General features: G+C 69.9%; 28 protein-coding genes, 1 tRNA gene and 1 other RNA gene. 20 read left to right on the top strand and 10 right to left on the bottom strand.

Annotation, left to right across the window (positions count from 1 at the left end):
• Window positions 1-2: 2 nt before the first annotated feature.
• From phoR to RDV84_RS24010, 3 genes are all read right to left on the bottom strand, one after another.
• Window positions 3-1,364 (bottom strand): phosphate regulon sensor histidine kinase PhoR, encoded by a 1,362-nt coding sequence (gene phoR / locus RDV84_RS24020; protein ID WP_057946944.1) that lies wholly within the window; start codon window positions 1,362-1,364, stop codon window positions 3-5.
• Window positions 1,365-1,373: 9 nt separating this feature from the next.
• The gene (phoB, locus tag RDV84_RS24015) at window positions 1,374-2,081 is read right to left on the bottom strand and encodes a phosphate regulon transcriptional regulator PhoB (protein ID WP_057946945.1); all 708 of its coding nucleotides are present in this window, start codon (window positions 2,079-2,081) and stop codon (window positions 1,374-1,376) included.
• Window positions 2,082-2,712: 631 nt separating this feature from the next.
• Window positions 2,713-4,350 (bottom strand): M48 family metalloprotease, encoded by a 1,638-nt coding sequence (locus tag RDV84_RS24010; RefSeq protein ID WP_309151869.1) that lies wholly within the window; start codon window positions 4,348-4,350, stop codon window positions 2,713-2,715.
• 356 nt (window positions 4,351-4,706) lie between these two features.
• Between RDV84_RS24010 and grxC the strand changes: the two genes are divergently transcribed.
• From grxC to RDV84_RS27095, 6 genes are all read left to right on the top strand, one after another.
• Window positions 4,707-4,994 (top strand): glutaredoxin 3, encoded by a 288-nt coding sequence (gene grxC, locus RDV84_RS24005; protein WP_078996433.1) that lies wholly within the window; start codon window positions 4,707-4,709, stop codon window positions 4,992-4,994.
• Window positions 4,991-5,392 carry a carboxymuconolactone decarboxylase family protein gene (locus RDV84_RS24000; protein WP_057946948.1) on the top strand — a complete coding sequence of 134 codons (402 nt, stop codon included), beginning with the start codon at window positions 4,991-4,993 and terminating at the stop codon, window positions 5,390-5,392. The genes grxC and RDV84_RS24000 overlap by 4 nt, the downstream gene beginning before the upstream one ends.
• A 352-nt stretch (window positions 5,393-5,744) precedes the next feature.
• Window positions 5,745-6,758, top strand: coding sequence for an isocitrate dehydrogenase (locus tag RDV84_RS23995; protein WP_057946949.1), 1,014 nt, complete (start codon window positions 5,745-5,747; stop codon window positions 6,756-6,758).
• 230 nt (window positions 6,759-6,988) lie between these two features.
• Window positions 6,989-7,225, top strand: coding sequence for a hypothetical protein (locus tag RDV84_RS23990; RefSeq protein WP_057946950.1), 237 nt, complete (start codon window positions 6,989-6,991; stop codon window positions 7,223-7,225).
• Between the two features lie 403 nt (window positions 7,226-7,628).
• Window positions 7,629-8,978: a Na+/H+ antiporter NhaC family protein gene (locus RDV84_RS23985; RefSeq protein ID WP_057946951.1), complete on the top strand. Its 1,350-nt coding sequence runs from the start codon at window positions 7,629-7,631 to the stop codon at window positions 8,976-8,978.
• A 10-nt stretch (window positions 8,979-8,988) separates the two neighbouring features.
• Complete coding sequence (locus RDV84_RS27095) at window positions 8,989-9,285, top strand: DUF6053 domain-containing protein (protein ID WP_425606191.1); 297 nt, start codon at window positions 8,989-8,991, stop codon at window positions 9,283-9,285.
• On the opposite strand, the gene RDV84_RS27090 is transcribed toward RDV84_RS27095, so the two are convergent.
• Together RDV84_RS27090 and gloB are read right to left on the bottom strand one after the other, a co-directional pair.
• Complete coding sequence (locus RDV84_RS27090) at window positions 9,174-10,655, bottom strand: LysM peptidoglycan-binding domain-containing protein (RefSeq protein ID WP_425606192.1); 1,482 nt, start codon at window positions 10,653-10,655, stop codon at window positions 9,174-9,176. The genes RDV84_RS27095 and RDV84_RS27090 overlap by 112 nt on opposite strands.
• A 47-nt stretch (window positions 10,656-10,702) precedes the next feature.
• Window positions 10,703-11,485 (bottom strand): hydroxyacylglutathione hydrolase, encoded by a 783-nt coding sequence (gene gloB, locus RDV84_RS23970; protein ID WP_250443656.1) that lies wholly within the window; start codon window positions 11,483-11,485, stop codon window positions 10,703-10,705.
• A gap of 157 nt (window positions 11,486-11,642) precedes the next feature.
• On the opposite strand from gloB, the gene RDV84_RS23965 reads away from it, so the two are divergent.
• From RDV84_RS23965 to RDV84_RS27410, 4 genes are all read left to right on the top strand, one after another.
• On the top strand, window positions 11,643-12,392 hold the full coding sequence (locus RDV84_RS23965) for a methyltransferase domain-containing protein (RefSeq protein ID WP_057946954.1): 750 nt from the start codon (window positions 11,643-11,645) through the stop codon (window positions 12,390-12,392).
• A 212-nt stretch (window positions 12,393-12,604) separates the two neighbouring features.
• The gene (rnhA, locus tag RDV84_RS23960; RefSeq protein WP_078996438.1) at window positions 12,605-13,075 is read left to right on the top strand and encodes a ribonuclease HI; all 471 of its coding nucleotides are present in this window, start codon (window positions 12,605-12,607) and stop codon (window positions 13,073-13,075) included.
• A gap of 102 nt (window positions 13,076-13,177) precedes the next feature.
• Complete coding sequence (gene dnaQ / locus RDV84_RS23955; protein WP_250443652.1) at window positions 13,178-13,912, top strand: DNA polymerase III subunit epsilon; 735 nt, start codon at window positions 13,178-13,180, stop codon at window positions 13,910-13,912.
• Between the two features lie 112 nt (window positions 13,913-14,024).
• On the top strand, window positions 14,025-14,096 hold the full coding sequence (locus tag RDV84_RS27410; RefSeq protein WP_486624520.1) for a DUF6053 domain-containing protein: 72 nt from the start codon (window positions 14,025-14,027) through the stop codon (window positions 14,094-14,096).
• A gap of 58 nt (window positions 14,097-14,154) precedes the next feature.
• Here RDV84_RS27410 and RDV84_RS23950 read toward each other — a convergent pair whose 3' ends face one another.
• Both RDV84_RS23950 and RDV84_RS23945 read right to left on the bottom strand, forming a co-directional pair.
• Window positions 14,155-14,859: a PP2C family protein-serine/threonine phosphatase gene (locus RDV84_RS23950; protein WP_057946956.1), complete on the bottom strand. Its 705-nt coding sequence runs from the start codon at window positions 14,857-14,859 to the stop codon at window positions 14,155-14,157.
• 372 nt (window positions 14,860-15,231) lie between these two features.
• A tRNA-Ser gene (locus tag RDV84_RS23945) sits at window positions 15,232-15,322 on the bottom strand.
• A gap of 168 nt (window positions 15,323-15,490) precedes the next feature.
• Between RDV84_RS23945 and RDV84_RS23940 the strand changes: the two genes are divergently transcribed.
• Complete coding sequence (locus RDV84_RS23940; protein WP_309151868.1) at window positions 15,491-15,895, top strand: DUF6165 family protein; 405 nt, start codon at window positions 15,491-15,493, stop codon at window positions 15,893-15,895.
• A 104-nt stretch (window positions 15,896-15,999) separates the two neighbouring features.
• On the opposite strand, the gene ybiA is transcribed toward RDV84_RS23940, so the two are convergent.
• Both ybiA and RDV84_RS23930 read right to left on the bottom strand, forming a co-directional pair.
• Window positions 16,000-16,554 carry a riboflavin biosynthesis intermediates N-glycosidase gene (ybiA, locus tag RDV84_RS23935; protein ID WP_309151867.1) on the bottom strand — a complete coding sequence of 185 codons (555 nt, stop codon included), beginning with the start codon at window positions 16,552-16,554 and terminating at the stop codon, window positions 16,000-16,002.
• Window positions 16,555-16,633: 79 nt separating this feature from the next.
• The gene (locus tag RDV84_RS23930; protein ID WP_309151866.1) at window positions 16,634-17,695 is read right to left on the bottom strand and encodes a glycosyltransferase family 9 protein; all 1,062 of its coding nucleotides are present in this window, start codon (window positions 17,693-17,695) and stop codon (window positions 16,634-16,636) included.
• 52 nt (window positions 17,696-17,747) lie between these two features.
• Between RDV84_RS23930 and RDV84_RS23925 the strand changes: the two genes are divergently transcribed.
• The 8 genes from RDV84_RS23925 to RDV84_RS23890 all read left to right on the top strand — a co-directional run bounded on the left by RDV84_RS23925 (window position 17,748) and on the right by RDV84_RS23890 (window position 23,508).
• Entirely contained in the window at window positions 17,748-18,497 is a 750-nt protein-coding gene (locus RDV84_RS23925) for a 3-deoxy-D-manno-octulosonic acid kinase (RefSeq protein WP_057946959.1), read from the top strand.
• 82 nt (window positions 18,498-18,579) lie between these two features.
• Window positions 18,580-19,338 (top strand): MBL fold metallo-hydrolase, encoded by a 759-nt coding sequence (locus RDV84_RS23920; RefSeq protein WP_078996441.1) that lies wholly within the window; start codon window positions 18,580-18,582, stop codon window positions 19,336-19,338.
• Window positions 19,335-20,375 (top strand): GTP 3',8-cyclase MoaA, encoded by a 1,041-nt coding sequence (moaA, locus tag RDV84_RS23915; RefSeq protein WP_078996442.1) that lies wholly within the window; start codon window positions 19,335-19,337, stop codon window positions 20,373-20,375. Before RDV84_RS23920 ends, moaA begins: the two co-directional genes overlap by 4 nt.
• Before the next feature lie 6 nt (window positions 20,376-20,381).
• Window positions 20,382-21,077 carry a phytanoyl-CoA dioxygenase family protein gene (locus RDV84_RS23910; RefSeq protein ID WP_309151865.1) on the top strand — a complete coding sequence of 232 codons (696 nt, stop codon included), beginning with the start codon at window positions 20,382-20,384 and terminating at the stop codon, window positions 21,075-21,077.
• Window positions 21,074-21,589: a cyclic pyranopterin monophosphate synthase MoaC gene (moaC, locus tag RDV84_RS23905; RefSeq protein ID WP_309151864.1), complete on the top strand. Its 516-nt coding sequence runs from the start codon at window positions 21,074-21,076 to the stop codon at window positions 21,587-21,589. The genes RDV84_RS23910 and moaC overlap by 4 nt, the downstream gene beginning before the upstream one ends.
• Window positions 21,586-21,828, top strand: coding sequence for a MoaD/ThiS family protein (locus tag RDV84_RS23900; protein WP_309151863.1), 243 nt, complete (start codon window positions 21,586-21,588; stop codon window positions 21,826-21,828). The genes moaC and RDV84_RS23900 overlap by 4 nt, the downstream gene beginning before the upstream one ends.
• A 3-nt stretch (window positions 21,829-21,831) precedes the next feature.
• Window positions 21,832-22,308, top strand: a complete 477-nt coding sequence (locus RDV84_RS23895) for a molybdenum cofactor biosynthesis protein MoaE (protein WP_309151862.1) — start codon at window positions 21,832-21,834, stop codon at window positions 22,306-22,308.
• A 192-nt stretch (window positions 22,309-22,500) separates the two neighbouring features.
• On the top strand, window positions 22,501-23,508 hold the full coding sequence (locus RDV84_RS23890; protein WP_309151861.1) for a YncE family protein: 1,008 nt from the start codon (window positions 22,501-22,503) through the stop codon (window positions 23,506-23,508).
• 170 nt (window positions 23,509-23,678) lie between these two features.
• Here RDV84_RS23890 and ffs read toward each other — a convergent pair.
• Window positions 23,679-23,775: signal recognition particle sRNA small type (ffs, locus tag RDV84_RS23885), an RNA gene on the bottom strand.
• A 999-nt stretch (window positions 23,776-24,774) separates the two neighbouring features.
• Here ffs and RDV84_RS23880 point away from each other — a divergent pair.
• Entirely contained in the window at window positions 24,775-26,490 is a 1,716-nt protein-coding gene (locus RDV84_RS23880) for an ATP-dependent nuclease (protein ID WP_309151860.1), read from the top strand.
• Window positions 26,491-26,720: the final 230 nt, after the last annotated feature.

Here is a 26,720-nt window from a genome sequence, read left to right as displayed (position 1 = left end):
GGTCAGGGCAGTGCATCGTGGAGAAGGGTATCCGACTGCGATTCGCCGTACTGGTCGCGGCGGCGCATGCGTTCGGGAATGAAGTGGCAGGCGAAGGTGCTGCCGCGGCCGACTTCGCTGGCGATCTCCAGCCGCGCCTGGTGCAGGTGCAGCACGTGCTTGACGATCGACAGCCCCAGGCCGGTGCCGCCGCTCTCGCGCGAGCGGCTGGTGGACACGCGGTAGAAGCGTTCGGTGATGCGCGGCAGGTGCGCGGCCGGGATGCCGTAGCCGCTGTCGACCACCTCCAGCACGCAGCCGCGGGCGATGCCGGCGCTCTCGGGGCGGAAGCGGATGCGGATGGTGCCGCCGGCCGGGGTGTAGCGGATCGCGTTGCTGACCAGGTTCGAGAACGCGCTGTGCAGTTCCTTGTTCGAACCGAACAGATCGACGCCGGCGAGGTCGTCCATCGCGATCTCGTGCCGCCCCTGGCTCAGCGCATTGGCCTCGCGCTTGAGCGTGGCCAGCATCGAGGACATCGACACGTTTTCCTCGGCCGGCAGGCTGTCCTGCGATTCCAGGCGCGACAGCGTCAGCAGGTCCTCGACCAGTTGGGTCATGCGCTGCGACTGGCGCTGCATCTCGGCCAGCATCGGCGCCCAGTCCGGGTGTTCCTCCGGATCGAGCATGTCCAGGTAGCCGTGGACCACGGTCAGCGGCGTGCGCAGCTCGTGCGAGACGTTGGCGACGAAGTCGCGGCGCATCTGTTCGAGCTGGAGCATGCGGCTGACGTCGCGCGCGACCAGCAGCCACAGGTTTTCCGAGTACGGGATCAGGCGCAGGCTCAGGGTCACCGCCGGGTTCCACGGCGAGGCCGCTTCCAGCGGCTCGGCGTTGCGGCCCGAGGCGAGCCAGTGCGAGATCTGCAGCGGCTGCAGCCGGTCGACCACCGGCGCGCCGATGTCGCGCGGGTAGCGCAGCCCGAACAGGCCGGTCGCGGCTTCGTTGAACCACTGCACGCGCTGGCTGTTGCGTTCCACCACCACGATCGCGTCGGGCATCGCCGCCGCGGCGGCGCGGTAGGCGCGCAGCATTTCGATCAGCCGGCGCTTGCGCCCGCGCATCTCGGCCTGGCTGCGGTGCAGCAGCCGGTCGAGCTCGTTCCAGATGCCTTCGCCGAGCGGCGGGGTCAGGCGCTGGCGCGCGGTCAGCCGGATCAGCACCCGGCGCAGCCGCCAGTAATGCCAGGCGACCACGCCGATCGCGGCGGCGGTGACGATCGGCCACGGGTAGCCGACCAGGATGCCGAGTACGGCGGCGCCGACCAGGATCAGCGCGAGCTGACCGAGGGTGCGGAACCAGGCGGAGCGCGCGCGGGGCGGCATACCCCCAGCTTACGCGGCGAGCGAGGCGGAGAAGCGGTAGCCCGCTCCGCGCACGGTCTGGACCATGCCGTCGAGCCGGTGCGGCTCCAGCGTCTTGCGCAGGCGGCGGATGTGCACGTCGACCGTGCGCTCCTCCACGTACACGCTGCCGCCCCAGACGTGGTCGAGCAGTTGGGTGCGCGAATAGACGCGTTCGGGGTGGGTCATGAAGAAATGCAGCAGGCGGTATTCGGTCGGGCCGATCTGGACCGGCTGGTCGCCGCCGTCGACCTGGGCGAACACCCGGTGGGCGGCGCCGTCGATGCGCAGCGGGCCGACGCCGACGCTGCCGTCTTCGTCGTCCTCGCGCGAGCGGCGCAGCACCGCGCGGATGCGCGCCAGCAGCTCGCGCGCCGAAAAGGGTTTGACGACGTAGTCGTCGACGCCGGCTTCCAGGCCGCCGACGCGGTCGTTCTCTTCGCCGCGCGCGGTCAGCATGATGATCGGAATCTCGCGGGTCAGCGATTCCTTGCGCCAGCGCCGGGCCAGTTCCAGGCCGCTGGTGCCCGGGAGCATCCAGTCCAGCAGGATCAGGTCCGGTACGCGGTCGGCGATCGCGGCCTGGGCTTCGCGGGCGTCGCCGGCGTGGACGGGATCGTATTCGCCCTTGCGCAGGGCGAAGGACACCATGTCGCGGATGGCGGGTTCGTCTTCGACTATCAGGATGCGCTTCTGCACACGGTCACCGAGGGGAGGCGGGGTAGGGGTTCGTCCCTGAAACCGCGCCAGTACACTACCGTTTTATGACGTGTCCATGACACGGGACGGGCGGCATTGTGGACCCGGTGCTGTCGGCCGGATGTGCACGGTCGGCCGGAATGCTCCAATCGGGACGGCAACTTGCGTGCGCGGCGTCGATTTCGGCGGCGTTGCGCGCGCGATCGGCGCCGTCGGCGCGATCGCGTAGTTTGGCGGGCAGGTTACATCGCGATGGCAATGCGGCGGCATGCGGACGACGGTTCGGCGTCGTCCGGCGGGGCCGGTCCTGCGGGCTGGGCGAGCGGTCGGGCCAATGCGACGCGCCGGTTTCGCCGCCGTCGCGGCGGGCGGGGAGCGGGGCGTCCTGGGTATAGACGCAACGGCGACGGCGATCCCCTCGATTGCGTGATGCGGGGACTGAATTCGTTCAGCTTGATGCCGGCCAGGGCGCGGCGCGTGCCGTTGCCGCGTTGCGGGTGGGCTGCGGGTCGGGCCGCCAAGCGGGGCGATTCCAGTCGCCGCACCGGGCCTGGACGGGCTCGGACGGGCTCCGGCCCGGATCGGCATCAGGGAGGCCCCGGTCGCGGCCGCGGGCGGCCGCCGCGGCGGCCTACTGCCGCCGCAAGTCCTCGTCGCGCACGCCCTGGCGCTTGAGCTCCAGCACCGTCGGCGTGATCGCGGCGATGCGCGCCTCGATCCGGGCGCGGGCGTAATAGTCCAGGTCCGGCTTGCGCTTGAGGTTGTTGAGCTGGACCAGGGCCTGCTCCGGCCGGCCGCGCAGGTAGGCGGCCTCGGCGTAGGCCTCGCCGGCGCGGATCGAGTCGCCGGCGATCTCGCAGGCGCGGGCGAAGCTCTGCTGCAGCAGCGGGTCGTCGGCGTAGGCGCTCAGCAGCGGCCGCAGCACTGCCTGGGCGCGCTGGCCGGCCGCGGCGGTGGCGCGGTCGTTGAGGACCTTGGCGTAGGTCAGGGCGACCGCGCGGTTGTTCGGGCTTTGCCGCAGCAGGGCCTCGAAGCGGGCGTCGGCGGCGGGGTATTTGCCGGCCTGGGCCTCGGCCTCGCCCATCGCCAGGCTCAGCCACAGCTGGCCGGGGTGCTTGTCCAGCAGCGCGGCCAGCGCCTCGGTCGCGGCCGCGGTCTGGTTGGCGCGCAGCTGCGCCAGGGCCAGCCCGTAGCGCTTGGCGTCGCTGTCCTTGCCGAGCTTCTCGTACTCGCGCACCGCATCGCGCGCCGAGTCGGCGCTGAGCACCCGCATCCGCTCGCGCGCGTAGTCGAACAGGCCGGTGCCGCCGGAGCTGAGCCCCGCGTCGCTGAGCTTGATCCCGCTGGGCAGCAGCGGATTGTCGGTGCCGGCCGCGTTCGGCGGCAGGCTGATCGGCGCCTTCGGGATGCGTTCGACCCGGGTCGCGTTGGGCGTGGCGGTGACCGCGGTGAGGCTGTTCCTGGCCGCGATCTGCTCGGCGCGCTCCTTGGCCTCGCTGATGCGGGTGGTGGTGACCGGGTGGGTCATCAGGTAGTCCGGCGCCTCGCCGTACCAATTGGCCTTGTTGCTGCGCGAGGCCAGTTGCATGCGCTGGAAGAAGCCGGCCATTGCCTCGGTGTCGTAGTTGCTGCGGTACAGGGTCTGGATGCCGATGCGGTCGGCTTCGGACTCGTTGGAGCGGGTGTAGTTGATCTGGCGCTGCTGCATCAGGCCCAGGCCGGAAGTGATCGCGGCCATGGTCGCGTCGTCCTGGGAGTTGGTGCCGGCGCTTTGCGCGGCGATCACCGCGCCGAGCATCGCCAGCAGGATCGGCAACTGGTCGCGCTGGGCGCGCTCGACCCCGCGCAGCACGTGCTGCTGGGTGACGTGGGCGATTTCGTGCGAGAGCACGGCGGCGACCTCGTCCTCGCGCTCAGCGGTCAGCACCAGGCCGGAGTTGATCCCGATGTAGCCGCCCAGGGTCGCGAAGGCGTTGATCTGGCGCTCGCGCAGCAGGAAGAAGGTGAACGGCTGGCGCGGCTTGTCGCTGTTGGCGGCCAGGCGCGTGCCGAGGGTGTCGAGCCAGCCGTCGATCAGCGGGTCTTCGAGCAGGTAGTCGTAGTGGCGCAGCTGCGCCAGCATCATCGAGCCGTACTCGCGCTGCTTGGCCGGGGTCAGCAGCTCCGCGGCCGAGGAGCCGATGTCGGGCAGCTTGTTCTCCTGCGCTCCGGCGCAGGCGCTGCCCAGGGCGAAGGTGACGGCGGCGGCGAGCAGGGCGATGCGGCGCAAGCGGGATTCCTCGGTGGATGCGTGACTTACGAAAGACGGACGACGCGGACGGACGGGGTTGCGATCGCGGCGGAAGCGCGTCGGGCCGGGATCGGGCCGGAATCGCGCCGGGATTAGGCCGCTGCCGGCAGGATGACGCCGCGCTGCGACGCGGGCGTGAATCCGCCGTTAATCCGGCCATTGATCCGGCCGCTAATCCCGCCGCCCGTGCGACCCGCCACCCTGACCCGGCGCCGCGACCCGACGCAAGCGTATTGCGCCGCGACGGACTGCGTTCCACCGGCACGCTTTAAACTGCGCCGGTGCGCGTCCATATATCGACCGCAAGCCCATCCCGAAGTTTCCGGAGAACCGTTTTGAGCGACACCGCCTCCCAGACCCCGGCGCCGGCCATCGTGATCTACACCACCGCGATCTGCCCGTACTGCGTCGCCGCCAAGAACTTCCTCAAGAGCAAGGGCCAGACCTGGAGCGAGGTGCGCATCGACCTGGACCCGGCCGAGCGCGAGAAGATGATCGCCCGCACCCGCCGCACCAGCGTGCCGCAGATCTTCGTCGGCGACACCCACGTCGGCGGCTACGACGACATGATGGCGCTGCACCGCGCCGGCGGGCTGGAGCCCTTGCTGGCGGGCGCGGCATGAGCGGCGCCGACGAGCAGGCGCAGAAGGACCGCGTCGCCGAATTCACCGCGTTCCGCAAGCGCATGAACGAACGCATCCTGGCCGAGCCCAACCAGGTCGTGCGCCGCTTCTTCGCCCTGGACACCCAGACCTACCAGGCCGGCGCGCTGGACGTGAAGACCAAGGAGCTGCTGGGCCTGGTCGCGTCGCTGGTGCTGCGCTGCGACGACTGCATCAGCTACCACGTCGCCCAGTGCAAGGAAGCCGGGGTCGACCGCGACGAAATGTTCGAGACCTTCTCGGTCGGCCTGGTGGTCGGCGGCTCGATCGTGATCCCGCACCTGCGCCGCGCGGTCGATTTCCTCGACCAGCTCGAAGCCGGCGAATCGGCGGCCCCCGCCGCCCACGACCACGGCTGATCGACCCGAAGCCTCCTGTTGGAGCGGCGCAAGCCGCGACCGCGCCAACGCAACAACGACGAAACTCCAGCGAGCCGGCGCCAAGCCGGTCTCGCGGTTCGGGAAGACGCATGACCCGCGGCTTGCGCCGTGGCCGCGATGGCGCGGTCGCGGCTTGCGCCGCTCCTACAGGGGGCAGCCGCGGCTTTAACCCAATCGGGCGGGATCCGCCGATTCAGGCCATCCGACCTTGGTCCAGTACGCCCGCGAATGCAGGCCGGGGCCGCTTCCGGCATAATTGTGCGGTTAACACCGTTCGATTCGTGCGCCGCGCCTCAGCGGGCGCCCGCCCTACTGCTGGAAGAATTCCCTCATGACGCAAACGATTACGGTCATCCGTGGCGACGGCATCGGCCCGGAGATCATGGACGCCACCCTGCACGTGCTCGACGCGATGAACGTCGGCCTGAGCTACGAGTTCGCCGACGCCGGCCTCGTCGCCCTGGAGAAGCACGGCGAGCTGCTGCCCGCGGCGACCATGGATTCGATCCGCAAGAACCGCATCGCCCTCAAGAGCCCGCTGACCACCCCGGTCGGCGAGGGCTTCAGCTCGATCAACGTCGAGCTGCGCAAGCGCTTCGACCTGTACGCCAACGTGCGTCCGGCCAAGTCGTTCCCGAACACCAAGTCGCGCTTCCCCTCGGGCGTGGACCTGATCACGGTGCGCGAGAACACCGAAGGCGCGTACATCGGCGAAGGTCAGACCCTGTCGGAAGACGGCGAGACCGCGATGCTGACCCAGAAGATCACCCGCCGCGGCTCCGAGCGCATCGTCCGCTACGCCTTCGACCTGGCCCGCAAGACCGGCCGCAAGAAGGTCACCGTGGTGCACAAGGCCAACATCCTGAAGTCGACGTCGGGCCTGTTCCTGAAGACCGCGCGCGAAGTGGCCCAGCAGTATCCCGACATCCAGTGCAACGAGATGATCGTGGACAACACCTGCATGCAGTTGGTGATGCGTCCGGAGCAGTTCGACATCATCGTCACCACCAACCTGTTCGGCGACATCATCTCCGACCTGTGCGCCGGCCTCGTCGGCGGCCTCGGCCTGGCCCCGGGCGCCAACATCGGCACCGACGCGGCGATCTTCGAAGCCGTGCACGGCTCGGCGCCGGACATCGCCGGCAAGGGCATCGCCAATCCGTGCGCGCTGCTGCTCGGCGCGGCGCAGATGCTCGACCACCTCGGCCAGCCGGACAAGGCGACCAAGCTGCGCGAAGCCATCATCGCCACGCTCGAAGCCAAGGACTCGCTGACCCCGGACCTGGGCGGCGACGGCAACACGATGTCGTTCGCCAAGGCCATCGCCAGCCGCGCCACCGCGTAAGCGGGCGACAGGCGATCTTCGGACGGGGCGCCGCGCGCGAGTGCGGCGCCCCGTTCGTTTTTGCGGCGTACCGCACGCCCGCGCACGGCGCGGGGCGCTAGGCTCCGGCGGCGAGATCGGGCAGGTCGCCGTCGACTGCCCCGGGGGCCGCACGCATCGATGTCCGCCGGCGCAGGGGCGCGCGGCGGCGGCCCCGCACCCCGGCGGTCAGGTTCGCATCGAGGAATGTCATGAAGATCAGGAAGATGAAGAGCAAGATGCTGGCGCTGTTCGCGGTGGCGCTGATGGGCGCGGCCGGCACGGTCGCGGCGATCCCGGCCCCGGGCACGTGCACCGCCGCCAACCAGGGCCAGCAGGTGCGCGAGTACGCGTCCAACGGCAGCTCGCGGATCTATCTGTGCGACGCCAACATCTGGCAGCTGTACGCCATCTGCGACACCCGCGGCCGCTGCATCGTCGTGATCTGATCCGGCGCGGCCGCGGTCCGGGCGTCGCACCCGGGTCGCCGCGCGGTTCCGACGGGGCGCCTGCGGGCGCCCCGTTGCGTTTGCGCCCGATGCCCAGGCCGCCCCCCGGCTGCCCCCTGTAGGAGCGGCGCGAGCCGCGACCGCGTCATCGCAGCCACGGCGCAAGCCCGACGCGCCCCCGTCTTTCCATGCCGCCAGACCGGCAGGGCGCCGGCTCGCCGGGGTTTCGCCGCAGCTGTATCGGCGCGGTCGCGGCTCGCGCCGCTCCTACAAACAGCGGCGGCACGCCCGGGATCGCCCCAGTCAGCATTTATCCCGCCACAGCATTCCATCCCGGGCACTCGACAGGAGTGTGTGCTGCACTGCAAAATCGCACGGTTTTCTAATCCATCTGGATGAAGCGATGAATGAACCGCTGCGTCCGGGCGCGCCGATCGTCCCCAGCGCCCTGGCCCTGACCCCGTTGCTGCTGTTCCTGGCGCTGTTCTTCGGCGCCGGGCTGTACTTCACCGCGCACGGCGACGCGATGGGTTTCTACCAACTGCACGCGCCGGTGGCGATCCTGCCGGCGCTGGCGCTGGCCGCGTTCATCGCCTGGCGGCGCGGGATCAAGCCGCTGGAGACCCTGCTGGAGGGCATGGGCGACCACAACGTGGTGCTGATGTGCCTGATCTTCCTGCTCGCCGGCGGTTTCGTCGAAGTGTCCAAGGCGATCGGCGCGGTCGACGCGATCGTCGCGCTCGGCGTCGGCAACGTGCATCCGGCGCTGTTGCTGCCGGCGCTGTTCGTGGTCGCCGGCTTCATCTCGATGTCGCTGGGCACCTCGATGGGCACCATCGCCGCGGTCGCGCCGATCGCCCTGGGCGTGTCCGACGCGTCCGGCCTGGATCGCGCGCTGGTGCTCGGCGCGGTGATCGGCGGCGCCACCTTCGGCGACAACCTGTCGGTGATCTCCGACACCGCCATCGTCGCCAGCCGCACCCAGGGCTGCACGATGCGCGAGAAGTTCCGCGAGAACCTCAAGCTGGCGCTGCCGGCAGCGCTGGGCACCCTGGTGCTGCTGGGGTTCCTCGGCGAAACCGCGCCGGTGCAGACGCCCGATCCGGTCTCGCCGTGGCTGATCCTGCCGTACCTGATCGTGCTCGGCCTGGCCATCGCCGGGGTCGACGTCATCATCGTGCTGAGCCTGGGCCTGGTGGTGGCCGGCCTGTTCGGGGTGTTCTTCGCCGAGGATTTCGGCTTCGCCGCCTACACCACGCACATTTGGGACGGCTTCGAGAGCATGGTCGAGATCACCCTGCTGTCGTTGCTGGTCGGCGGCCTGGGCGCGCTGATGAAGGCGGCCGGCGGGCTGGCCTGGCTGGCGCAGGTCATCGGCAAGTTCGCCCGCGGCCACCGCAGCCGCCGCGCCGGCGAGGTCAGCATCGCCGCGCTGTCGGCGACCACCGACGTGTTCACCGCCAACAACACGGTGGCGATCCTGATCAGCGGCGGGCTGGCGCGCGATGTGGCGCAACAACACGGCGTGCCGCCGGCGCGCGCGGCCAGCGTGCTCGACATCTTCGCCTGCGTGACCCAGGGCATCTTGCCGTACGGCGCGCAGATCCTGCTGGCGGCGTCGCTGAGCAAGGTCTCGCCGCTGCAGCTGGTCGGCAACGTGCACTACAGCTGGTTGCTGGGCGCGGTGACGATCGTCGCGATGCTGTGGCCGTCGCGCAAGCTCAAGGCCGAAGAGGCCGTGGCGGCGGGGTAAGCCGGCTGTTGTGGGAGGGGCTTCAGTCCCGACGCTTTTGCGCCGGATCGCCGCGATCCGAGCGAAGAGCGTCGGGACTGAAGTCCCTCCCACAAGAACGAAGCGCTCGGCGCGTCCGGGCCGGGGTCCCTGCCGCAAGCGCAAAAAAGCCCGGCGATGCCGGGCTTTTTCGTTGCGCCATGCCGTCCGCGGCGCTTACTTGCGCTTGCCCGCCGGCGGATCGACCAGCAGCGCCTGCCCGGGCTTGAGCACCGCGCCGGCGGTCAGGCCGTTGAGCTTGAGCAGGTCGGCGGCGCGCACGCCGTAGCGTTTGGCGATGGTCCAGGGATTCTCGCCGCGGCCGACGGTGTGCTTGCGCGGCGCGGCCGCCTGGGCGCGCTGCGGCTTGGCCGGACGCGCGAGCGGTTCGACGCGGGCGTCTTCGGCCGAGCCCAGGGTCGTGGGTTCGCCGTCGCGCGCAGCGTGGGCGGCAAGCCTGACCTCGCTCTTGGCCGCATCGCCCGGCTTGGGCGCGGCGGGGCTGTCCTTCGCCGGCTCGGCCGGCTTGACCGCCGCCATAGCCTTCGCATCGGCCTTCGCGGTTTCGCCGGGCTTGAGCGCGGCGAGCGGACGCGATTCTTTGTCCGCGCGCTCATCCGGCTTGCTCGGCGCGGCGGCGGTCGCCCGGCCTTCGCTGGGCGGCAGCTCGCCCGAGGCGGTCGCCAATTCCGGCGCGGCCGCGGCCGGCGCGCCGACCGCGTTCGCGGCCACCGCCAGCAGCGGCGCGCGGCGGCCGCCGGGACGGCCGATGCGGCCGTCGCCGAACGCCGGGTTCAGGCGTTGCAGCCAGGCCACGTCCTGGTCGGTACGCGCGGCCCATTCGCCGATGCTGTCGACGCCGTCGGGCACGGTCACCGCGGCCAGCCGCGGCACCGGCCGGTCGAGCGCGGACAGCCATTCTTCGCGATCGTCGGCCTGTTCCATCAGGCACGACAGCGCATGCAGCTTGCGCACATAGGCGGTGGTGATGTCGGACAGGCCGGTCAGCTGGTCGTGGCGGGCGTCGGCGATGTTGACCCCGGCGCGCTTGATCGCGTTGAACACGCGGTACTCGCCGGCGTTGTAGGCCATCACCGCCAGCCGCCAGTCGCCGCCGAACATGCCGTGCAGGGTCTTGAGATAACGCACCGCGGCCTGGGTCGATTCCACCGGCGACAGGCGGCCGTCGTAGCCCTCGCGCATCGGTACGCGGTGGTTGCGCGCGGTGATCGCGATCATCTGCCACAGCCCGGCCGGGCCGGCGGCGCTGCGCGCGCCGGGGCGGTAGCCGCTCTCGACGAAGGGGATCAGCGCGTATTCGGTCGGCAGGTGGTTCTCGCGCAGGGCGTCGACCACGTAGCCGAACAGCGGCAGCAGGTCGTCGTCCTGGGCCGCCAGGCGTCGCGGCGCGTTGGCGAAGTGCTGGCGCCAGCGGGTGCTGACCCCGGGTTCGCAGCTCTGGTCGGCGAGGCCGTCGCGGAAGCTGCGGTAGATCTCGCGGCCGTTGCGGGTCGGGCCGGTCTCCTGTGGCGCGGCGGTCGGAGCTTCGGCAGCGGCCGCGGCGGGCAGCGCCGCCAGCCAGCACAGGCCGGCGGCGAGCGCGGCGAGCAGCCGGCGGCGCCGGGGCGCCGCTCGCGGGCCGGCGGCGTCGGCCGGCATCCAGTCCGGCCTTGGGCGGGCCGGCGTGCGGCGATCACGCGGCCCACTCACGCGCGAAACCCGTCCTTCCAACTGCGCAATTCGGCGAAGGTCTCGACCTCGTCGGCGGGCGCGCGGCCCAGGCGCGCGGCCACCGCGGCGACCAGCGCCGGCGCGCGGCTGCGCAGGAACGGGTTGGTCGCGCGTTCCTCGGCGAGGGTGACGGGCAGGGTCGCGAGTCCGGCGTTGCGCATGGCCTGGGCCTGTTCGATGCGGCGCCGCAGCGCCGGGTTGTCGGGGTCGACCACGCGCGCGAAGGCGGCGTTGGACAGGGTGTATTCGTGGCCGCAGCAGACCCGGGTCGGGTCGGGCAGGGCGGCCAGCCGATCCAGCGAGGCCAGCATCTGGGCGGGCGTACCTTCGAACAGGCGGCCACAGCCCAGGCTGAACAAGGTGTCGCCGGTGAACGCCAGCGGGGCGCCGTCCGGGCCGTCGTCGAGCACGTAGGCGACGTGGCTGCGGGTATGGCCGGGCACTTCCAGGACGCGCACCGCGTGCCCGGCGGCGTCGAACCGGGCGCCTTCGCCGAGCCGCTGGGTGGCTTCGGCGATGCGTTCGTCCTGCGGCGAATACACCGGGATCTGCGGCCAACGTTCGAGCAACGCCGCGGTTCCGCCGATGTGGTCGTTGTGATGGTGGGTCAGCAGGATAGCCTCCGGGAGCAGGCCATCGGCCGCCGCGGCCAGCACCGGGCCGGGCTCGCCGGGGTCGACGATCAGGGCGCGGCCGTCGTCGCCGGCCAGGACCCAGATGTAGTTGTCGCTGAGGGCGGGCAGGGCGGTCAGCCGCATCGAACCGGATCTCCTGGCGCACGCGCGGCGGGGACGCCGCCGCAGTAGGCTGGGCAGCGCCGGGGCGTGTCGCGCCGGCGCCGCGGTGTTTTTGCTATATCCATCGCTCGGCTCCGGACCCGCCACGGCGGTCCCGGCCCCCTACCGAGACGCGACCATGCCCGCCCTGTCCCACGGACGTCAACCCGACCCCGGTCACGGACCCGGCCCCGCGCCGGGCCAGGGCGCGGCCCTGCGCTGGTTCGGCGAAGTCTCCGGGCACGGCCTGCTGGAGGTCGAATCCGGGGCGATGGCGCGGGTGCTGGGCGCCAGTCCGCCGCTGCCCTGGGCCTGGTTCGGGGTCGCCGCGGCGCAGCCGCCGCACGGGCGCGGCGTGGCCCTGCGCCGCAGCGCCGAGGGCTTCGACGGCGCGTTGCGCTGCCGGCTGCCGTTGCCGCTGGCCAGCGAGGCGTTCGGCGCGGTGCTGCTGCAGCACGTGTTCGACGACGGCGCCGACCCGCTGCCGCTGCTGGGCGAATGCGCGCGCATCCTCGCCCCGGGCGGGCGGCTGTGGCTGGCCACGCTCAATCCCTGGAGCCCGTACCGGCTGCGCTGGGCGCGCAGCGGCCTGCGCGCGCGCGACGCCGGGCATTGGCAGGCGGCGCTGCGCAGTTCGGGCTTCGCCGCCGATCCGGTCAGCCTGCAATGGCTCGGCCCGCGCTGGCGCGCCGCGCACGGCGAGGCCGGCGGCATCGGCGCCGCCGACGTGCTGCGCGCCGGGCTGGCGTTGAGCCTGACCAAGCGCGTGCACGCGGCGATCCCGCCGACGCGGCTGCAGCAACTGCGCTGGCAGACCGGGCTGGTCCCGCGCGACGCCGCCGCCCAGCGCGGCGCGGCCGCGCGCAAGCGCGAAGACGGCGCGGGCTAAGGGTCGCGCGGTTCGCCCGTACGGCGACGTCCGCCGCCGAGCCGCCCGGCACGAACCTACCCGGCCCGAACCTGCGTTGTCCGAGCCCGCTTTGTCCGAACCTGCCTTATCCGTGCCGGCTTTGCCCGAGCCTGCCTTGCCCGAGCCGGCCGCCGCAACGCCCGGCGCCGAAACAGCGATAATGCGTCGCCGTTTTTCATGAGTGACGCTACGTGAGCCAAACCGACCCGGGCGCCGACAAGATCGTGTCCATCCATACCGACGGCGCCTGCCTCGGCAACCCCGGCCCCGGCGGCTGGGCCGCGCTGATGCGCTACAAGGGCCACGAGCGCGAGCTCTCCGGCGGCGAGCCCGACACCACCAACAACCGGATGGAGCTGATGGGCGCGATCATGGCCCTGGAAGCGCTGACCGAGCCCTGCCAGGTGGTGCTGACCACCGACTCGCAGTACGTGCGCAAGGGCATCACCGAGTGGATCGGCAACTGGGCGCGCCGCGGCTGGAAGACCGCCGGCGGCGACCCGGTCAAGAACCGCGACCTGTGGGAACGTCTGCACGCGGCCAGCCAGCGCCATTCGATCGATTGGAAATGGGTCAAGGGGCACTCCGGGCATCCGGAGAACGAGCGCGTGGATACGCTGGCGCGCCTGCAGGCCGAGCGCCTCAGGCCGTATCGGCCGTGAGGCGAGGAGTGAGCGTGGAGAAGTGAGGAGTGAGAAAGAGCGGAAGGCTTGCTTTCGCTCACTCCTCACTTCTCCACGCTCACTCCTCGCTAGAATGTGCGCATGCGTCAAATCATCCTGGATACCGAAACCACCGGCCTGAGCTGGGAGCGCGGCAACCGCGTGGTCGAAATCGGCTGCGTCGAGTTCGTCGAGCGCCGCCCCACCGGCCGCACCTACCACCAATACATCAAGCCCGATTGCGACTTCGAGGCCGGCGCGCAGGAAGTCACCGGCCTGTCGCTGGAGCGGCTGGCGGGCGAGCCGCCGATGGAGCAGGTGGTCGAGGCGTTCCTGGAGTTCATCCGCGGCGCCGAGCTGATCATCCACAACGCGGCCTTCGACGTCGGCTTCCTCAACAACGAGCTGTCGATCTGCGGCGCGCAGTACGGCAAGCTCGCCGACCACGTCACCGGCATCGAAGACTCGCTGCTGATGGCGCGCCAGCGCTTCCCCGGCCAGCGCAATTCGCTCGACGCGTTGTGCAAGCGCCTGGGCGTGGACAACTCGCACCGCCAGTTGCACGGCGCCTTGCTCGACGCCCAGATCCTGGGCGAGGTCTACATCGCGCTGACCTCGGGCCAGGAGGAGATCGGCTTCGGCGATCCGGCCGCGACGGCGGCGCAGGAAGGGCCGGTCAGCGTGCGGGTCGACCTGAGCGCGCCGCGTCCGCGCGTGGTGGTGCCGGCGGCGGAACTGGCCGCGCATCAGGCGCGGCTGGAGAAGCTGCGCAAGAAGGCCGGCAAGTGCGTGTGGGACCTGATCGATCCGCCGGTGGCGGCGGCCGCCGAGGCTTGAGTCCGGCGATCTGAGACAAGAGCATCGGGCCTGAAGGCCCTCCCACAACAGCCGCTTCGGCCGGCCTCTGCTGTGGGAGGGCCTTCGCTCTTGTGGAAGGGCTTTTGCTCTTGTGGGAGGGCCTTCAGGCCCGATGCCTTTCGCTCCGGTCGCGGCATGGCCCGGCTCGCGCCGGCGCCCATGACCTCGCGGTCGCGGCTCGCGCCGCTCCTGCAGGCAGCCCATGCGGGCCGCCGCGAAACTCAGTGGCTGCGCACCAGTACCACGGTGATGTTGTCCGAGCCGCCGCCGTCCAGCGCCGCGGCCACCAGCGAATCCACGCATTCCTGCGCGCTGCAGTCGTTGTGCGCCAGCACCCGCGCGATCGCGCGGTCGTCGACTTCCTCGGTCAGGCCGTCGCTGCACAGCAGCAGCTGCATGCCCGGACGCAGTTCGCCGGTCATGGTCTCGACGTTGAGGTTGCGCGGGTCGGTCACGCCCAGGGCCTGGGTCACCACGCTGCGGTGCGGGTGGCTGCGCGCCTGCTCGTGGGTGATCACGCCGTTGGCGATCAGCTCCTGCACATAGCTGTGGTCCTGCGAGAGCTGGGCCAGGTGGCCGTCGCGCCACAGGTAGACCCGGCTGTCGCCGACCCAGGCGACCTCGAAGCGGTTGCCGTTGATGCGCGCGGCGACCACGGTGGTGCCCATCGGCAGGGTGTCGTTGCGCCGGCGCGAGGTGCGGATGATCTCCTCGTCGGCGATCCGGATCGCCTGGGCCAGCGCCGAGCCGCCGCGCACTTCGCGCACGATCACCTCGCGCGCCAGCGCGCTGGCGACCTCGCCGTACTCGTGCCCGCCCATGCCGTCGGCGACCAGCCACAAGCCCAGCTCGCTGTCGCCGTAATAGGTGTCTTCGTTGAGTTCGCGGCGCAGGCCGACGTGCGTGAGGTGTCCGAATTCGATCATCTGCCGGTCATGCCATTCGCGTCGTCGGGATCGCCACTGAAGGTGTATACGGAATCATCGCGAGCGAGCGGCCTAGTGGCAAGGAAAGCGTGATCCCTGCTGCGCTTCATGCATGAGCGCGGATGAAGGCGGCGTGTGCGCTGCGGCCGCTTCGCGCGCGCCGCGCGTCGCAGCCGCCGCAGCGAGATTCGCCTGTCGCGGCAAAACCGGCGATGAAGCGACGCGCCGGCGCGGCGTCCTGCCGGGCTCCGCGGCGGCGATGTCGGGCGCGGCGGTGGGCGTGGCGCATGGACGAGGACCGAAGACGGAAGGGCGGCGCGCAGGACGCCGGAAAACGAAACGGGCCCGCGAGGGGCCCGTTGCGTCTGTATCTGGCGGAGAGGGGGGGATTCGAACCCCCGGTACGCTATAAACGTACGCCTGATTTCGAGTCAGGTACAATCAACCGCTCTGCCACCTCTCCGGGTGCAGTCGAGCCGCGTATGTTACGGGTTGCCGCGCGCGGGAGCAAGCGGCGCGTGCGCTCAAGCGCCCGTGCGTGCGCGCATCCGCCCCGGCGCCGCCGGCAAAGCCGCCGCGCCGGCGCGGGGCTACACTAGCGGCCCCTCACGTTATCGAGACGGTCGCGCCCATGTCCGAAATCCTGGTCCCGGTGTCCTTCGGCGAACTGCTGGACAAGATCGCCATCCTGCAGATCAAGTCCGAGCGCATGAGCGACGAGGCCAAGCTGGCCAACGTGCGCGCCGAACTGACCGCGCTGGAGCGCACCTGGATGGCGCATCCGGCCGCCGGCAACGAAATCGTGCGCCTGCGCGCCGAACTCAAGGCGGTCAACGAGCGGCTGTGGGTGATCGAGGACGACATCCGGGTCAAGGAAAAGCGCCAGGAGTTCGACGCCGAGTTCATCCGCCTGGCGCGCTCGGTCTACGTCGAGAACGACGTGCGCGCGCGGGTCAAGAAGGAGATCAACCTGGCGCTGGGTTCGACCTACGTGGAAGAGAAGTCCTACCAGGACTACGGCACCGGGCCGGTCTGAGCCGGTTCGCCGCGACGGCGCCGGCCGCCGCATCCGGGATCAGGCCGGCCCGACGCTAGCGGATTCGGCCCGGGTCTGCTCTCGCGGCGGCTCCGGGGCCGCCGTCAGCCGCGCGCCGCCAGCTGCGCGCGCACGTCCATCAGCGCGAAGCCGAGCAGGTTGAGGCCGCGCCAGCGCTCCGGCCGGGTCGCGTCGGCGTGGTCGGCGGCCAGGCCGATGCCCCACACCGCGTCGACCGGGCTGGCTTCGACCAGCACCTGTTCGCCGGTGGCCAGCAGGAACTCGGCCAGCGCCGGGTCCTGACCGAACTTGGCGAGATTGCCGGCGACCACCAGCGGGTAGCGATGCGCGACCCAGCGCGCCTCGTCGAACCCGGCGATCTTGCGCCCCAGGGCCTTGGCCGCCGCCGGATCGGCGTCGGCGAGGATGCGCGCGGCGCTGGCCTCGTCGCCGAACAAGCGCGCCTTGCCCGCCATCATCCAGTGCTCGGCGGTGGCGTAGCGCTCGCCGTCGATCTCGAACGCGGCCGGGTACCACTGGCTGAAGCAGCTCTTGCCGACCTGCCCGGGGCGGGCGCGGTGGCCCCAGAAGCACAGGTAGTCGAAGTGCGCGCCGCCGCGCACGGCGGCGACGAGCGGGTCGAGCGAAAGCGGGAGCATGGGCGGCGATTCCTTTCGATGGCGATTCGATGGTGCGATTGCGGCGGTGCGATTGCGGCGGTGCGGACGGGCCGTCGGCTCAGCGTCCCGGGTGATCGGCGCGGTAGCGTTCGAACGCGGCGATGCCGTCTTCGACCGCGATCAGGTCCATGACCCCGTCGTGCTCGATCTTGGTCCCCCAGGCGATCTGCGCGGCCGGCTTGCCCAGGTATTTGCGCGCGGCGGCGTCGTAGCGATCGGCGCAATAGCGCAGGTCGCTGTACGGCCCGCTGCGCGCCGGGTTGCTGGCCGCGTGCAGGCCCAGCACCTTGGTGCCCATGGCGTTGGCGATGTGCATCGGGCCGGAGTCCGGGGTCATCAGCAACTGGCCGCGTTCGAGCAGCGCCGGCAGTTGCTTGAGCGTGTCCTTGCCGACCAGGTCCAGCGCGGGATGGGTCATCGCCGCGACGATGGCGTCGGTGGTGTCGCGCTCGAGCTGGCTGCGGCCGCCGCACATCACCACCCGCCAGCCGAGCCCGGCGGCGTGGTCGGCGACCGCGGCGTAGCGCTCGGGGCGCCAGTTGCGCAGGGTGTGGCTGGAGCACGGCGAGACCAGCAGGGTCGGGGCGCCGTCGTCGGGCCATTGCGCCCGCGCCCATTCGCGGGCGTCGTCCGGTACCGGCAGGTCCCACACCACTTCGGTCTGGCGCAGGCCCAGCGGTTCGCAGAAGCTGCCGATCGCGTCGAGCACGTGGATGCCGGGGCGGTCGGGGATGCGCTCGTTGACGAACAGGCCGTGCAGGTCCTTGGAGCGCGAGCGGTCGTAGCCGATCCGCCGCGTCGCCGGCACGAACGCCGACAGCAGGTTGGCGCGCGCGGCCACCTGCATCTGCAGCAGCGCGTCGAAGCGCCCGTCCGGCAGGCCGCGCTCGCGCAGGCCGCGGCGCAGCGCGCGCATGCCGGCCCAGCCGCTTTTCTTGTCGTACTCGATGAAGTCCACGCCTTCCAGGCCTTCGAGCAGGCGGCGTTCGCCCTTGCCGATGATCCAGGCGATCGACGCCTGCGGCCGGGCCTTGCGCAGGGTGCGCACCAGCGGGACCACGTGGGTGACGTCGCCCAGCGCCGACAGGCGCAGCAGGCACAGCGCGGGGGCGGGGGGCAAAGTCGATGAGGACGGGGTCGATTGGTTCACGTGACTTGTTAGACTCGGACGGATGACGGGTTATGACGCCGCCGAGGGACTGACGCCGTACCGCGACGACAGCGGCTACGGAGCGATTCTGTTCGACCGCGCACGGGTGCAGCAAGCCGCGCCGGAATGGTTCGTGCCCGGCTACTGGGGCGCGCAGGCGCGGCCGGTGGACAGCGGCGGCCGCGGCGGGGCCTGGTTCGTCGACGCGCCGTTCGGCCGCGCGGTGCTGCGCCGCTACCTGCGCGGCGGCCTGGTCGCGCGCTTCAACCGCGATCGCTACGGCTGGCGCGGCGGCGACCGCACCCGCAGCTTCGCCGAATTCCGCCTGACCCGCGAGGCCGCCCGTCGCGGCCTGCCGGTGCCGGCGCCGATCGCCGCGCTGTACCGGCGCGAGGGCCTGCAGTACCGCGCCGCGATCCTGGTCGCGCGGCTCGACGACGTGCGCTCGCTGGCCGACCGCGCCGCGGTCGCCGGCGACGGCGCGCCGTGGGAGGAGACCGGCCGGCTGGTCGCCCGCTGCCACCGCGCCGGGCTCGACCATGCCGACCTCAACGCCACCAACCTGCTGTTCGACGCCGCCGGCCGCGGCTGGGTGATCGACCTGGACCGCGGCCAGTTCCGCATTCCCGCGACCGGCTGGCGCGAGCGCAACCTCGCCCGGCTCAAGCGTTCGCTGCTGAAACTGCGCGGGCCGCGGCCGCCGGCCGAGGTCGAACGCGATTTCGCCCGATTGCGCGCGGCCTATGACCGCGCCTGGGAACGTGGTTACTGATTAGGCGTCGCCGCCGTAGCGCGGCGGCACAATCAAGAAGAACCGGCGCGCGCCGGGCGATCGGATGCTGGAAGGGGGTTCAATGACTTGGCGGCTGCGTCTGCACGGTGTCGGCAATGCGTCGGCGGTGGAACTGGGATCGGCGATGGCGACGCTGGAACGCGACGGCGAGCCGTGGCTGACCATCGACTGCGGCGGCGAGGGCCTGACCGCGTTCCTGCGCCACTACGGGCGCATGCCCGAGGCGGTGTTCCTCACCCACGCGCACATGGACCACATCGCCGGCTTCGAGCGGCTGTTCGTGGCCCACTACTTCGACCCGGACCGGCGCGGCAAGGTCCGGTTGTACATCCCCGCGCCGTTGGTGCCGCTGCTGCAGCAGCGCGTGGCCGACTATCCCAACGTGCTGGCCGAAGGCGGGGTGAATTTCTGGGATGCGTTCCAGTTGGTGCCGGTCAGCGGCCATTTCTGGCATCGGGGCGTGCGCATGGAGGCGTTCCCGGTGCGCCACCACTGGCCCGACAGCGCGTTCGGCCTGCGCCTGCGCGGCAGCGCGGTGTGGACCGGCGACACCCGGCCGATCCCGGAAATGCTGGCCCGGTTCGCCGACGAAGGCGAGCTGATCGCGCACGATTGCGCCCTGCACGGCAACCCGTCGCACAGCGGCATCGAGGACCTGGAGCGCGAATATCCGCCGGCGTTGCTGCAACGCTGTGTCCTGTATCACTACGCCAGCCGCGAGGAGGGCGACGCGCTGGCCGCGCGGGGGTATCGTGTCGGCAGGCCCGGCGAGGCCATCGACCTGGCCGACCCCACTGCCGCACAGGTGCCGCCTTCGTGAATGCCGCTGCCGACCGCCTCGTCCCGCTCGCCGCGCCCGATCCGCTCGATCGTCGCGGCCGGCCGTTGCGGGACCTGAGGCTGTCGGTGATCGAGGCCTGCAACTTCCGCTGTCCCTATTGCATGCCGGCCGAGCGCGTGCCGGACGACTACGGCCTGGACGCCGCCTCGCGGCTGAGCTTCGACGAGATCGAGACCCTGGTGCGCGGCTTCGTCCGCGTCGGCGTGCGCAAGCTGCGCCTGACCGGCGGCGAGCCGCTGCTGCGCAAGAACCTGCCGGAGCTGATCGCGCGCCTGAGCCGGATCGACGGCCTCGACGACCTGGCGCTGACCAGCAACGGCTCGCTGCTGGCGCGGCAGGCGCGCGCGCTGCGCGAGGCCGGGCTGCGGCGGCTGACGGTGAGCCTGGATGCGCTCGATCCGGACCTGTTCCGGCGCCTGTCCGGCGGCCGCGGCGAGGTGGCGCAGGTGCTGGCCGGGATCGAGGCCGCGCGCGCGGCCGGGTTCGGGCCGCTGAAGATCAACTGCGTGGTCCAGCGCGGCGTCAACGAGGACCAGGTGCTGCCGCTGGCGGAACATTTCCGCGGCAGCGGCGAGGTGTTGCGCTTCATCGAGTACATGGACGTGGGCAACTGCAACGGCTGGGACGCGCGCGGGGTGGTGAGTTCGCGGCAACTGCGCGACGCCATCGACGCGCGCTGGCCGCTGCGCGCGCTGGACGCGCAGTACCGCGGCGAAGTCGCCTCGCGCTACGCCTATCGCGACGGCGCCGGCGAGATCGGCTTCGTGTCCTCGATCAGCGCGCCGTTCTGCGGCGACTGCCACCGCGCGCGGGTGTCCGCCGACGGCCGCCTGTACACCTGCCTGTTCGCCGCCGAAGGCAGCGACCTGCGCGAGGCGCTGGCCGGCGGCGAGACCGCGCTGGCCGAGCGCGTGGCGGCGCTGTGGCGCGGCCGCAACGACCGCTACAGCGAACTGCGCGCGGCCGATGCGCCGCGGCCGAAGCGGCACGTGGAAATGTTCCTGATCGGCGGTTGAGCGGCGATGCCGACGGCGGATCTGCACGACTCCCTGCAACGGCGCGGTTTCGCCCATTGGCCCGGCGCGCTCGCGCCGGAGCAGGTCGCCGCAGTCGCCGCGCAGCCGTTGCTGGCCGAGGCCGCCGATACGGACGCCGGCGACCGCGAACTGCTGCGCGAGCCGTGGTGCGGCGCGCTGGCGGCGCGCTTGCGCGAGCGGCTGGCCGCCGCCGGCGTGCTGGCGCCGGACGCGGTGGCGGTGCAATGCACGCTGTTCCGCAAGAGCGCGCTGCGCAACTGGAAGGTGACCCTGCACCAGGATCTGTCGATCCCGGTCGCCGCGGCGGTGGCCGATCCGCGCCTGGGCGCGTGGTCGCGCAAGCAGGGCCGACCCTTCGTCCAGCCGCCGGCCGAGCTGCTGCAGCGGCTGCTGGCGGTGCGCCTGCACCTGGACGATTGCGGCGCGGACGACGGCCCGCTGCGGGTGGTGGCCGGTTCGCACCGCCACGGCCGGCTCGACGCGGCCGCGGCGCAGGCCCTGCGCGCGGCCCAGGGCGAGACCGAATGCACCGCGGATCGCGGCGATCTGCTTATCATGCGGCCGTTGCTGCTGCACACCTCGTCCAAGGCGACCCGGCCCGGGGGGCGGCGGCGCGTCCTGCATTTCCTGTTCGGCCCGCGTGAGCCCGGCTACTCGCTGCACTGGAGCATCGCCCTTTGAACGCCAAACCGACGAAGGCCGCACCGGCCCTGACCCATCTCGACCGCGCCGGTCGCCCGGCGATGGTCGATGTCGGCGCCAAGCCGGTCACCGCGCGCGCCGCGCTGGCGCGCTGCCGGGTGCGCTTTCCCGCCGCCGTGGCCGCACAGCTGCGCGCCAGCGGCATGAGCAGCAAGAAGGGCGCGGTGATCGACACCGCGATCGTCGCCGGCACCATGGCGGTCAAGCGCACCCACGAGCTGATTCCGTTCTGCCATCCGCTGCCCATCGACGGCTGCCGCTTCGCCGTGGACTGGGACGGCGAGAACGCGCTGTCGATCGAATGCGAAGTGCGCACCGTCCATCGCACCGGCGTGGAGATGGAAGCGCTGACCGGCGCCACCGTCGCCGCGCTGACCGTGTACGACATGTGCAAGGCGCTGTCGCACGCCATCGTCATCGGCCCGGCGAAACTGGTCGGCAAGCGCGGCGGCAAGCGCGATTTCGGCGCGGTCGCGGGGACGGGCGCATGAGCACCCTGACCGTGCTGTATTTCGCCAGCCTGCGCGACGCCGCCGGCATCGCCAGCGAATCGGTCCCGGCCGATGTGCGCGACCTGCGCGGCCTGTACGAGGCGCTGCGCGCGCGCCACGGCTTCGCCTTGCCGGTCGAGCGCCTGCGCGTGGCCGTGGACGGCGCGTTCGCGCGCTGGGACGAAGCGCCGCGCGCGGGCAGCGAAGTCGCCTTCATCCCGCCGGTATCGGGAGGTTGAGCGATGGCGCATTCTGATTCCTCCGCCAGCCGATTCGCCGCGCCCGAGGCGCGATTCGCCCTGTCCGCGGTTGCGTTCGAGATCGCGCCGTTGCGCGCGGGCCTGCTCAGCGACCAGGCCGGCGCCTATGCCAGCTTCGAAGGCTGGGTGCGCGATCACCACGGCGGCCGCGCGGTGCTGGGCCTGCGTTATGAGAGTTACGCCGAGCTGGCGCTGAGCGAAGGCGAGAAGGTGCTGGCCGAGGCGCGCGAGCGCTTCGCCATCGTCGACGCGCGCTGCGTGCACCGGGTTGGCGATCTGGCCATCGGCGAACTGGCGGTCTGGGTCGGCGTCAGCGCGGCGCATCGCGATGCGGCGTTCGCGGCGTGCCGCTACATCATCGACGAGACCAAGGCGCGGGTGCCGATCTGGAAGCACGAGCGTTATGCCGATGGCGACGCGGATTGGTTGCATCCGCTGCCGCCGGCGGCGGGTTCGTAGCGATCGGGGCGGAAGGCATCGCGGCTGAAGCCCCGCCCACAAGAGCCGTGAGCCATCGCCAAGCTCTTGTGGGAGGGGCTTCAGCCCCGATGCTTTTGTCTCAGCCAAGGCCTGCCCGCCATTTTCCCGGCACATGCTCCTGTCGCCGCGATGGGTTAGCGTCGAAGCCCGCGCCGACCTCGAGGAACCGCCATGCGCCCGCGTTCGCTGTGCCTGCCCTTGCTGTTGCTCGCCGCGCTGCCCGCGACGTCCGCCGAGCTGTTGGTCGGCAACAAGTCCGCCGACACCGTCTGGCGCCTGTCGCTCGAGGACGGCCGCAAGCTCGGCGAGTTCGCGACGCGCAAGGCGCCGCACGAGATCGTCGTCGCGCCCGACGGCAACACCGCGCTGGTCGCCAACTACGGCGGCAGCGACGCCGCCGGCGACACCCTCAGCGTGCTCGACCTGCGCGGCAAGGCGCCGCCGCGGATCGTCGAACTCGGCCGCCACGGCCGCCCGCACGGGCTGCGCTTCCTGCCCGGCGGGCGCGAGGCACTGGCGACCACCGAGGCCTCGCAGCATCTGCTGCGCATCGACGTGGCGAGCGGCCGGATCGTCGCCGAGATCGCGCTCGGCGAAGGCAAGGGCCACATGGTCGCGGTCGCCGCCGACGGCAAGAACGCGTATGTCACCAAGGTCGACCGCGGCACGCTCAGCCGCATCGATCTCGCCCGCAACCGCAAGGCGGAGGAAGTCGAGGCCGGCGCGGGCGCGGAGGGCGTCGCGGTGCGGCCGGGCAGCGGAGAGGTCTGGGTCAGCAACCGCGAAGCCGGCACGGTCACCGTGCACCAGCCGCAGACGCTGGCGATCCTGCGCACGTTGCCGAGTCCCGGCTTCCCGATCCGGGTCGCGTTCACCGCCGACGGCCGCCACGCCCTGGTCAGCAACGCGCGCGCGGCGACGCTGTCGGTGTTCGACGCGCAGCGCAAGCGGCCGCTGGCGACGGTGGCGCTGAGCCGCGACGGCGCGCAGTACCGCGACACCATGCTCGGGCGCGCCGCGCTGCCGATCGGCGTGGTCGCCGATCCGGCCAGGCCGCGGGTGTACGTGGCGATCAGCGGCGGCGACGAGATCGCGGTGATCGACCGCGCGACCTGGAAGCCGGTGGCGTACTGGAAGACCGGGCGCGAGCCCGATGCGGTGGCGGTCGCTGCGGATTGAGTGCGGCGCGGCGGGCGTGGCCCGAAGCGTCCGCCCGCCGAGTCCAGCGCGGTTCTGGTTCGCGAGCCGCACAGGCTTCGCGATCCGCTCCCTCTCCCGCTGGCGGGAGAGGGCTGGGGTGAGGGCCCGCCTCTCGAACCGGCGAATCCGCCCCCGCAAAAAGGCGGCGGCCCCGCAAGCGTGACTCCGGCGCCCGAATCAACCGATACCGTTGCTGCCTTCCGGCCCTGGCGGGATTTTCGATCTATCGTCGCGGAGGCGCCAACGGGGCCACCATAGGATCTTGCGCCGGCGGCGGGGCTCGCACGGGGCGGGCCGGAACGCTACCGGAGGGGCGGCATTCTGCACGAAGCGGCAGTGCGGCGCAAACGCGCGCGGCGGACGTAGCGGGAGGGGCTTTCGGACCGACGCCGTGCGTCTGGCGCGAGCGGTTCTCCATGCACGCAATGCGCGACCGCCGACGCTTACGATCCCCGCATGCGTGTCGCTGTCGTCTGCAAACAAAGTCCGGACAACAGCGCGCACGAGCGTTGGCGCGCGACCGCGCGCGTCGCCGTGGATCGATGCGCCAACGCACGCGCGATCGCGCAGGCGGCCGCTCGCGGCCGTCAGCGCCGGAAAAACGAAAAGCCCCCGATCGCTCGGGGGCTTTTGCGCGGATCTGGCGGAGAGAGAGGGATTCGCTAGACCGCGCCAAAAGCCCCCCTGTTTTCCAGCAGAACGCAAACCGGACGTGTGTCCTGTGTTGTGTCCTTCGATCTTAGACCGGACGGGAGGGGTAAGGCGGGTCACGCAGCACGGTCGAGTGGCCTCAGAGTGCGCGTTGATGTTGGCGTTTCGGACTCATGGCAGTGGTGTGCATGCCGGGCTGGCGAAGACGGCAGCGGAAGAGCGCCGAAATAGCCCATTGGGCAGATAGGTCGGTGAAGCGGCTAGGGGAGGGCGTCGCGCTCGGACAGTTGACGGGCCGGCTTTGAAGGCTCAAGTCTGGAAGCCCACACCGACGGAGCAAAAACAATGAACACTGAAAAGCCGCAGGACCACGCAGTGATTCGCCGCAAGCCGGATGGAACGGTGGAACTCGTTGTCAGGGGCAAGCGTTTGCTGCGCGCACCCGGTAAGTAAGGGCCATCCTCAGCACGGCGGGGCAGCGAACGGCAGCCCATGACGCCGCGGTCGAGCAGCGTCATCGGCTTTGGATTGGTAAGGTTGTGGATGCGCATAAGGCCTGAATAAGCTTCGAAAATTCATTCGGTGGAGATGGGTATGGCAGCGGTGTTTTTGCACGGACTGTCTTTGGAGAACTTTAGGGCAATTGGCGCCCGGGCATATATCGGGCCCTTCCAGGACATGAATTTCTTCATCGGCCCAAATAACTCCGGTAAGTCGACTGTTTTGCTCTTTTTGGCAAAGTATCTGCACCCGACGGGGCGGGGTGGGGCCGCATGGAGCAGATCTTTTGAGCCGGAGGATGCACGTATTGGTAAGTCCATCAATGAAATCAGATTTTCATTGGGTGTCCCGTTAGATTGGGCTATCGAGCAAGCTCTCGGTGATTTGGACAGAGATCGTTATCATGGTTTCGTTTCTAAATTTCTTGGCGCATTGGCTCGGCCGCTCTCTAGCTTGCTCTGGATAAATCAAGATTCGGATGCGAATCGGCCCATGGTGCTTCACCGCCCTGAGAGTTTTCGCTCGATCAAGGAGTTTGAATGGATACAGCTTTGGCAAGGGATAACAGGAGGGCGCTCTCACAACGGAACTGTCGAAAATTGGTCAAGCGGTATTCTTCAACGTATTAGCCCGAAGCTTGTCCGAACGTATCCTAAAGTGCATTTAATCCCCGCAATACGCCAAGTCTCAGAGAAAGGTTTGGATTTTGAGGACTACAGTGGGCGCGGATTGGTGGATAAATTGGCCGAACTGCAAAATCCAGCCCATGACGAGCGTCATCTGCGTAAAAAATTCGAAAGCATCAACGCTTTTCTGCAGGCAGTCACCGACTCACCAAGTGCAGAAATAGAAATTCCACATGATAGGCGCTATGTGCTGGTTCATATGGATGGTAAAACGCTTCCGCTATCGTCACTGGGCACCGGCATACATGAGGTGGTCATGATCGCTTCGTTTTGCACGTTGCTTGAAGACCAGATTGTGTGCGTTGAAGAGCCAGAAATTCACCTGCACCCTTTGCTGCAGCGAAAGTTGGTGCGTTATCTGCAGGAAAGGACGTCCAATCAGTATTTCATCGCTACGCACTCTGCGAGCATGTTGGATGCAGTTCCTGCTTCTATTTTCAGTGTTGAAAACAGTCAGGGCGAGGCGGTCATAAAGCTCTGTATGACTGCTGGCCATCGCTACGATATTTGTAAATCGCTTGGTTATCAGGCATCCGACTTGCTTCAATCAAACGCGATCATATGGGTCGAAGGCCCGTCTGACAGAATCTACCTGAATCACTGGTTGGGCAGCGTCGCGTCCGATTTAGTGGAGGGTGTGGATTACTCTATTATGTTTTATGGCGGTAGGTTGCTTTCGCATCTGTCCGCAAGTGATCCCGAAGTCGATGAATTTATATCGCTCCGGAGACTCAACAGGAATGTCGCCATTTTGATCGACAGCGATAAGGCCAATGCTAGGGGCAGAATCAATGCCACTAAGGCACGGGTGAGGGATGAGGTCGGGGAGGCGTCTGCATGGGTCACGGCGGGACGGGAAATTGAAAATTACGTGCCGCATACACTACTTGACAGAGCATTGGCTGAGACGTGCTTCAAGTTTGACCGCCCCGTGGGGACTGGGCGCTATGACCACCGGCTGGACTATTTCGAGGGGGGCAGTGGAAGGGTCAGAAGAGCAGACAAGATAAAAGTTGCCAAGTGGATCGCTGCACAAGAAGCTGATCTGAATGAGTTAGATCTGCGGAAGAAAGTGAAAGAACTGGTCACTTTCATCAGGGGCGCCGGTATGGGCTCTCGTTGAGGCATGTGGTTTTTGTTGAGCTGGTTGCGCTCAACTGAGGCACGTCAGTCTGACCATAGTGCTGTGCCGGCAGAACGAAGGATGATCGCAAAACCGGCCACCCAATTATGAAGAGCCCAGAACTCACGCAGCACCGCACATTTGGGACACTAAAGCATCGATAGTGCTTTGCAAGAGCTGAGGTTTGGGCGCTAGGATCGCGGCATGGGGTGGGAGTGGCAACCCGGACA

It is taken from the genome of Lysobacter yananisis, from assembly GCF_031199375.1.
In the GTDB taxonomy this organism is placed as follows: Bacteria; Pseudomonadota; Gammaproteobacteria; order Xanthomonadales; family Xanthomonadaceae; genus Lysobacter; species Lysobacter yananisis.
The sequence above is the reverse complement of the archived record's forward strand: the minus strand, read 5'-3'. Positions and strand labels throughout refer to the sequence as shown.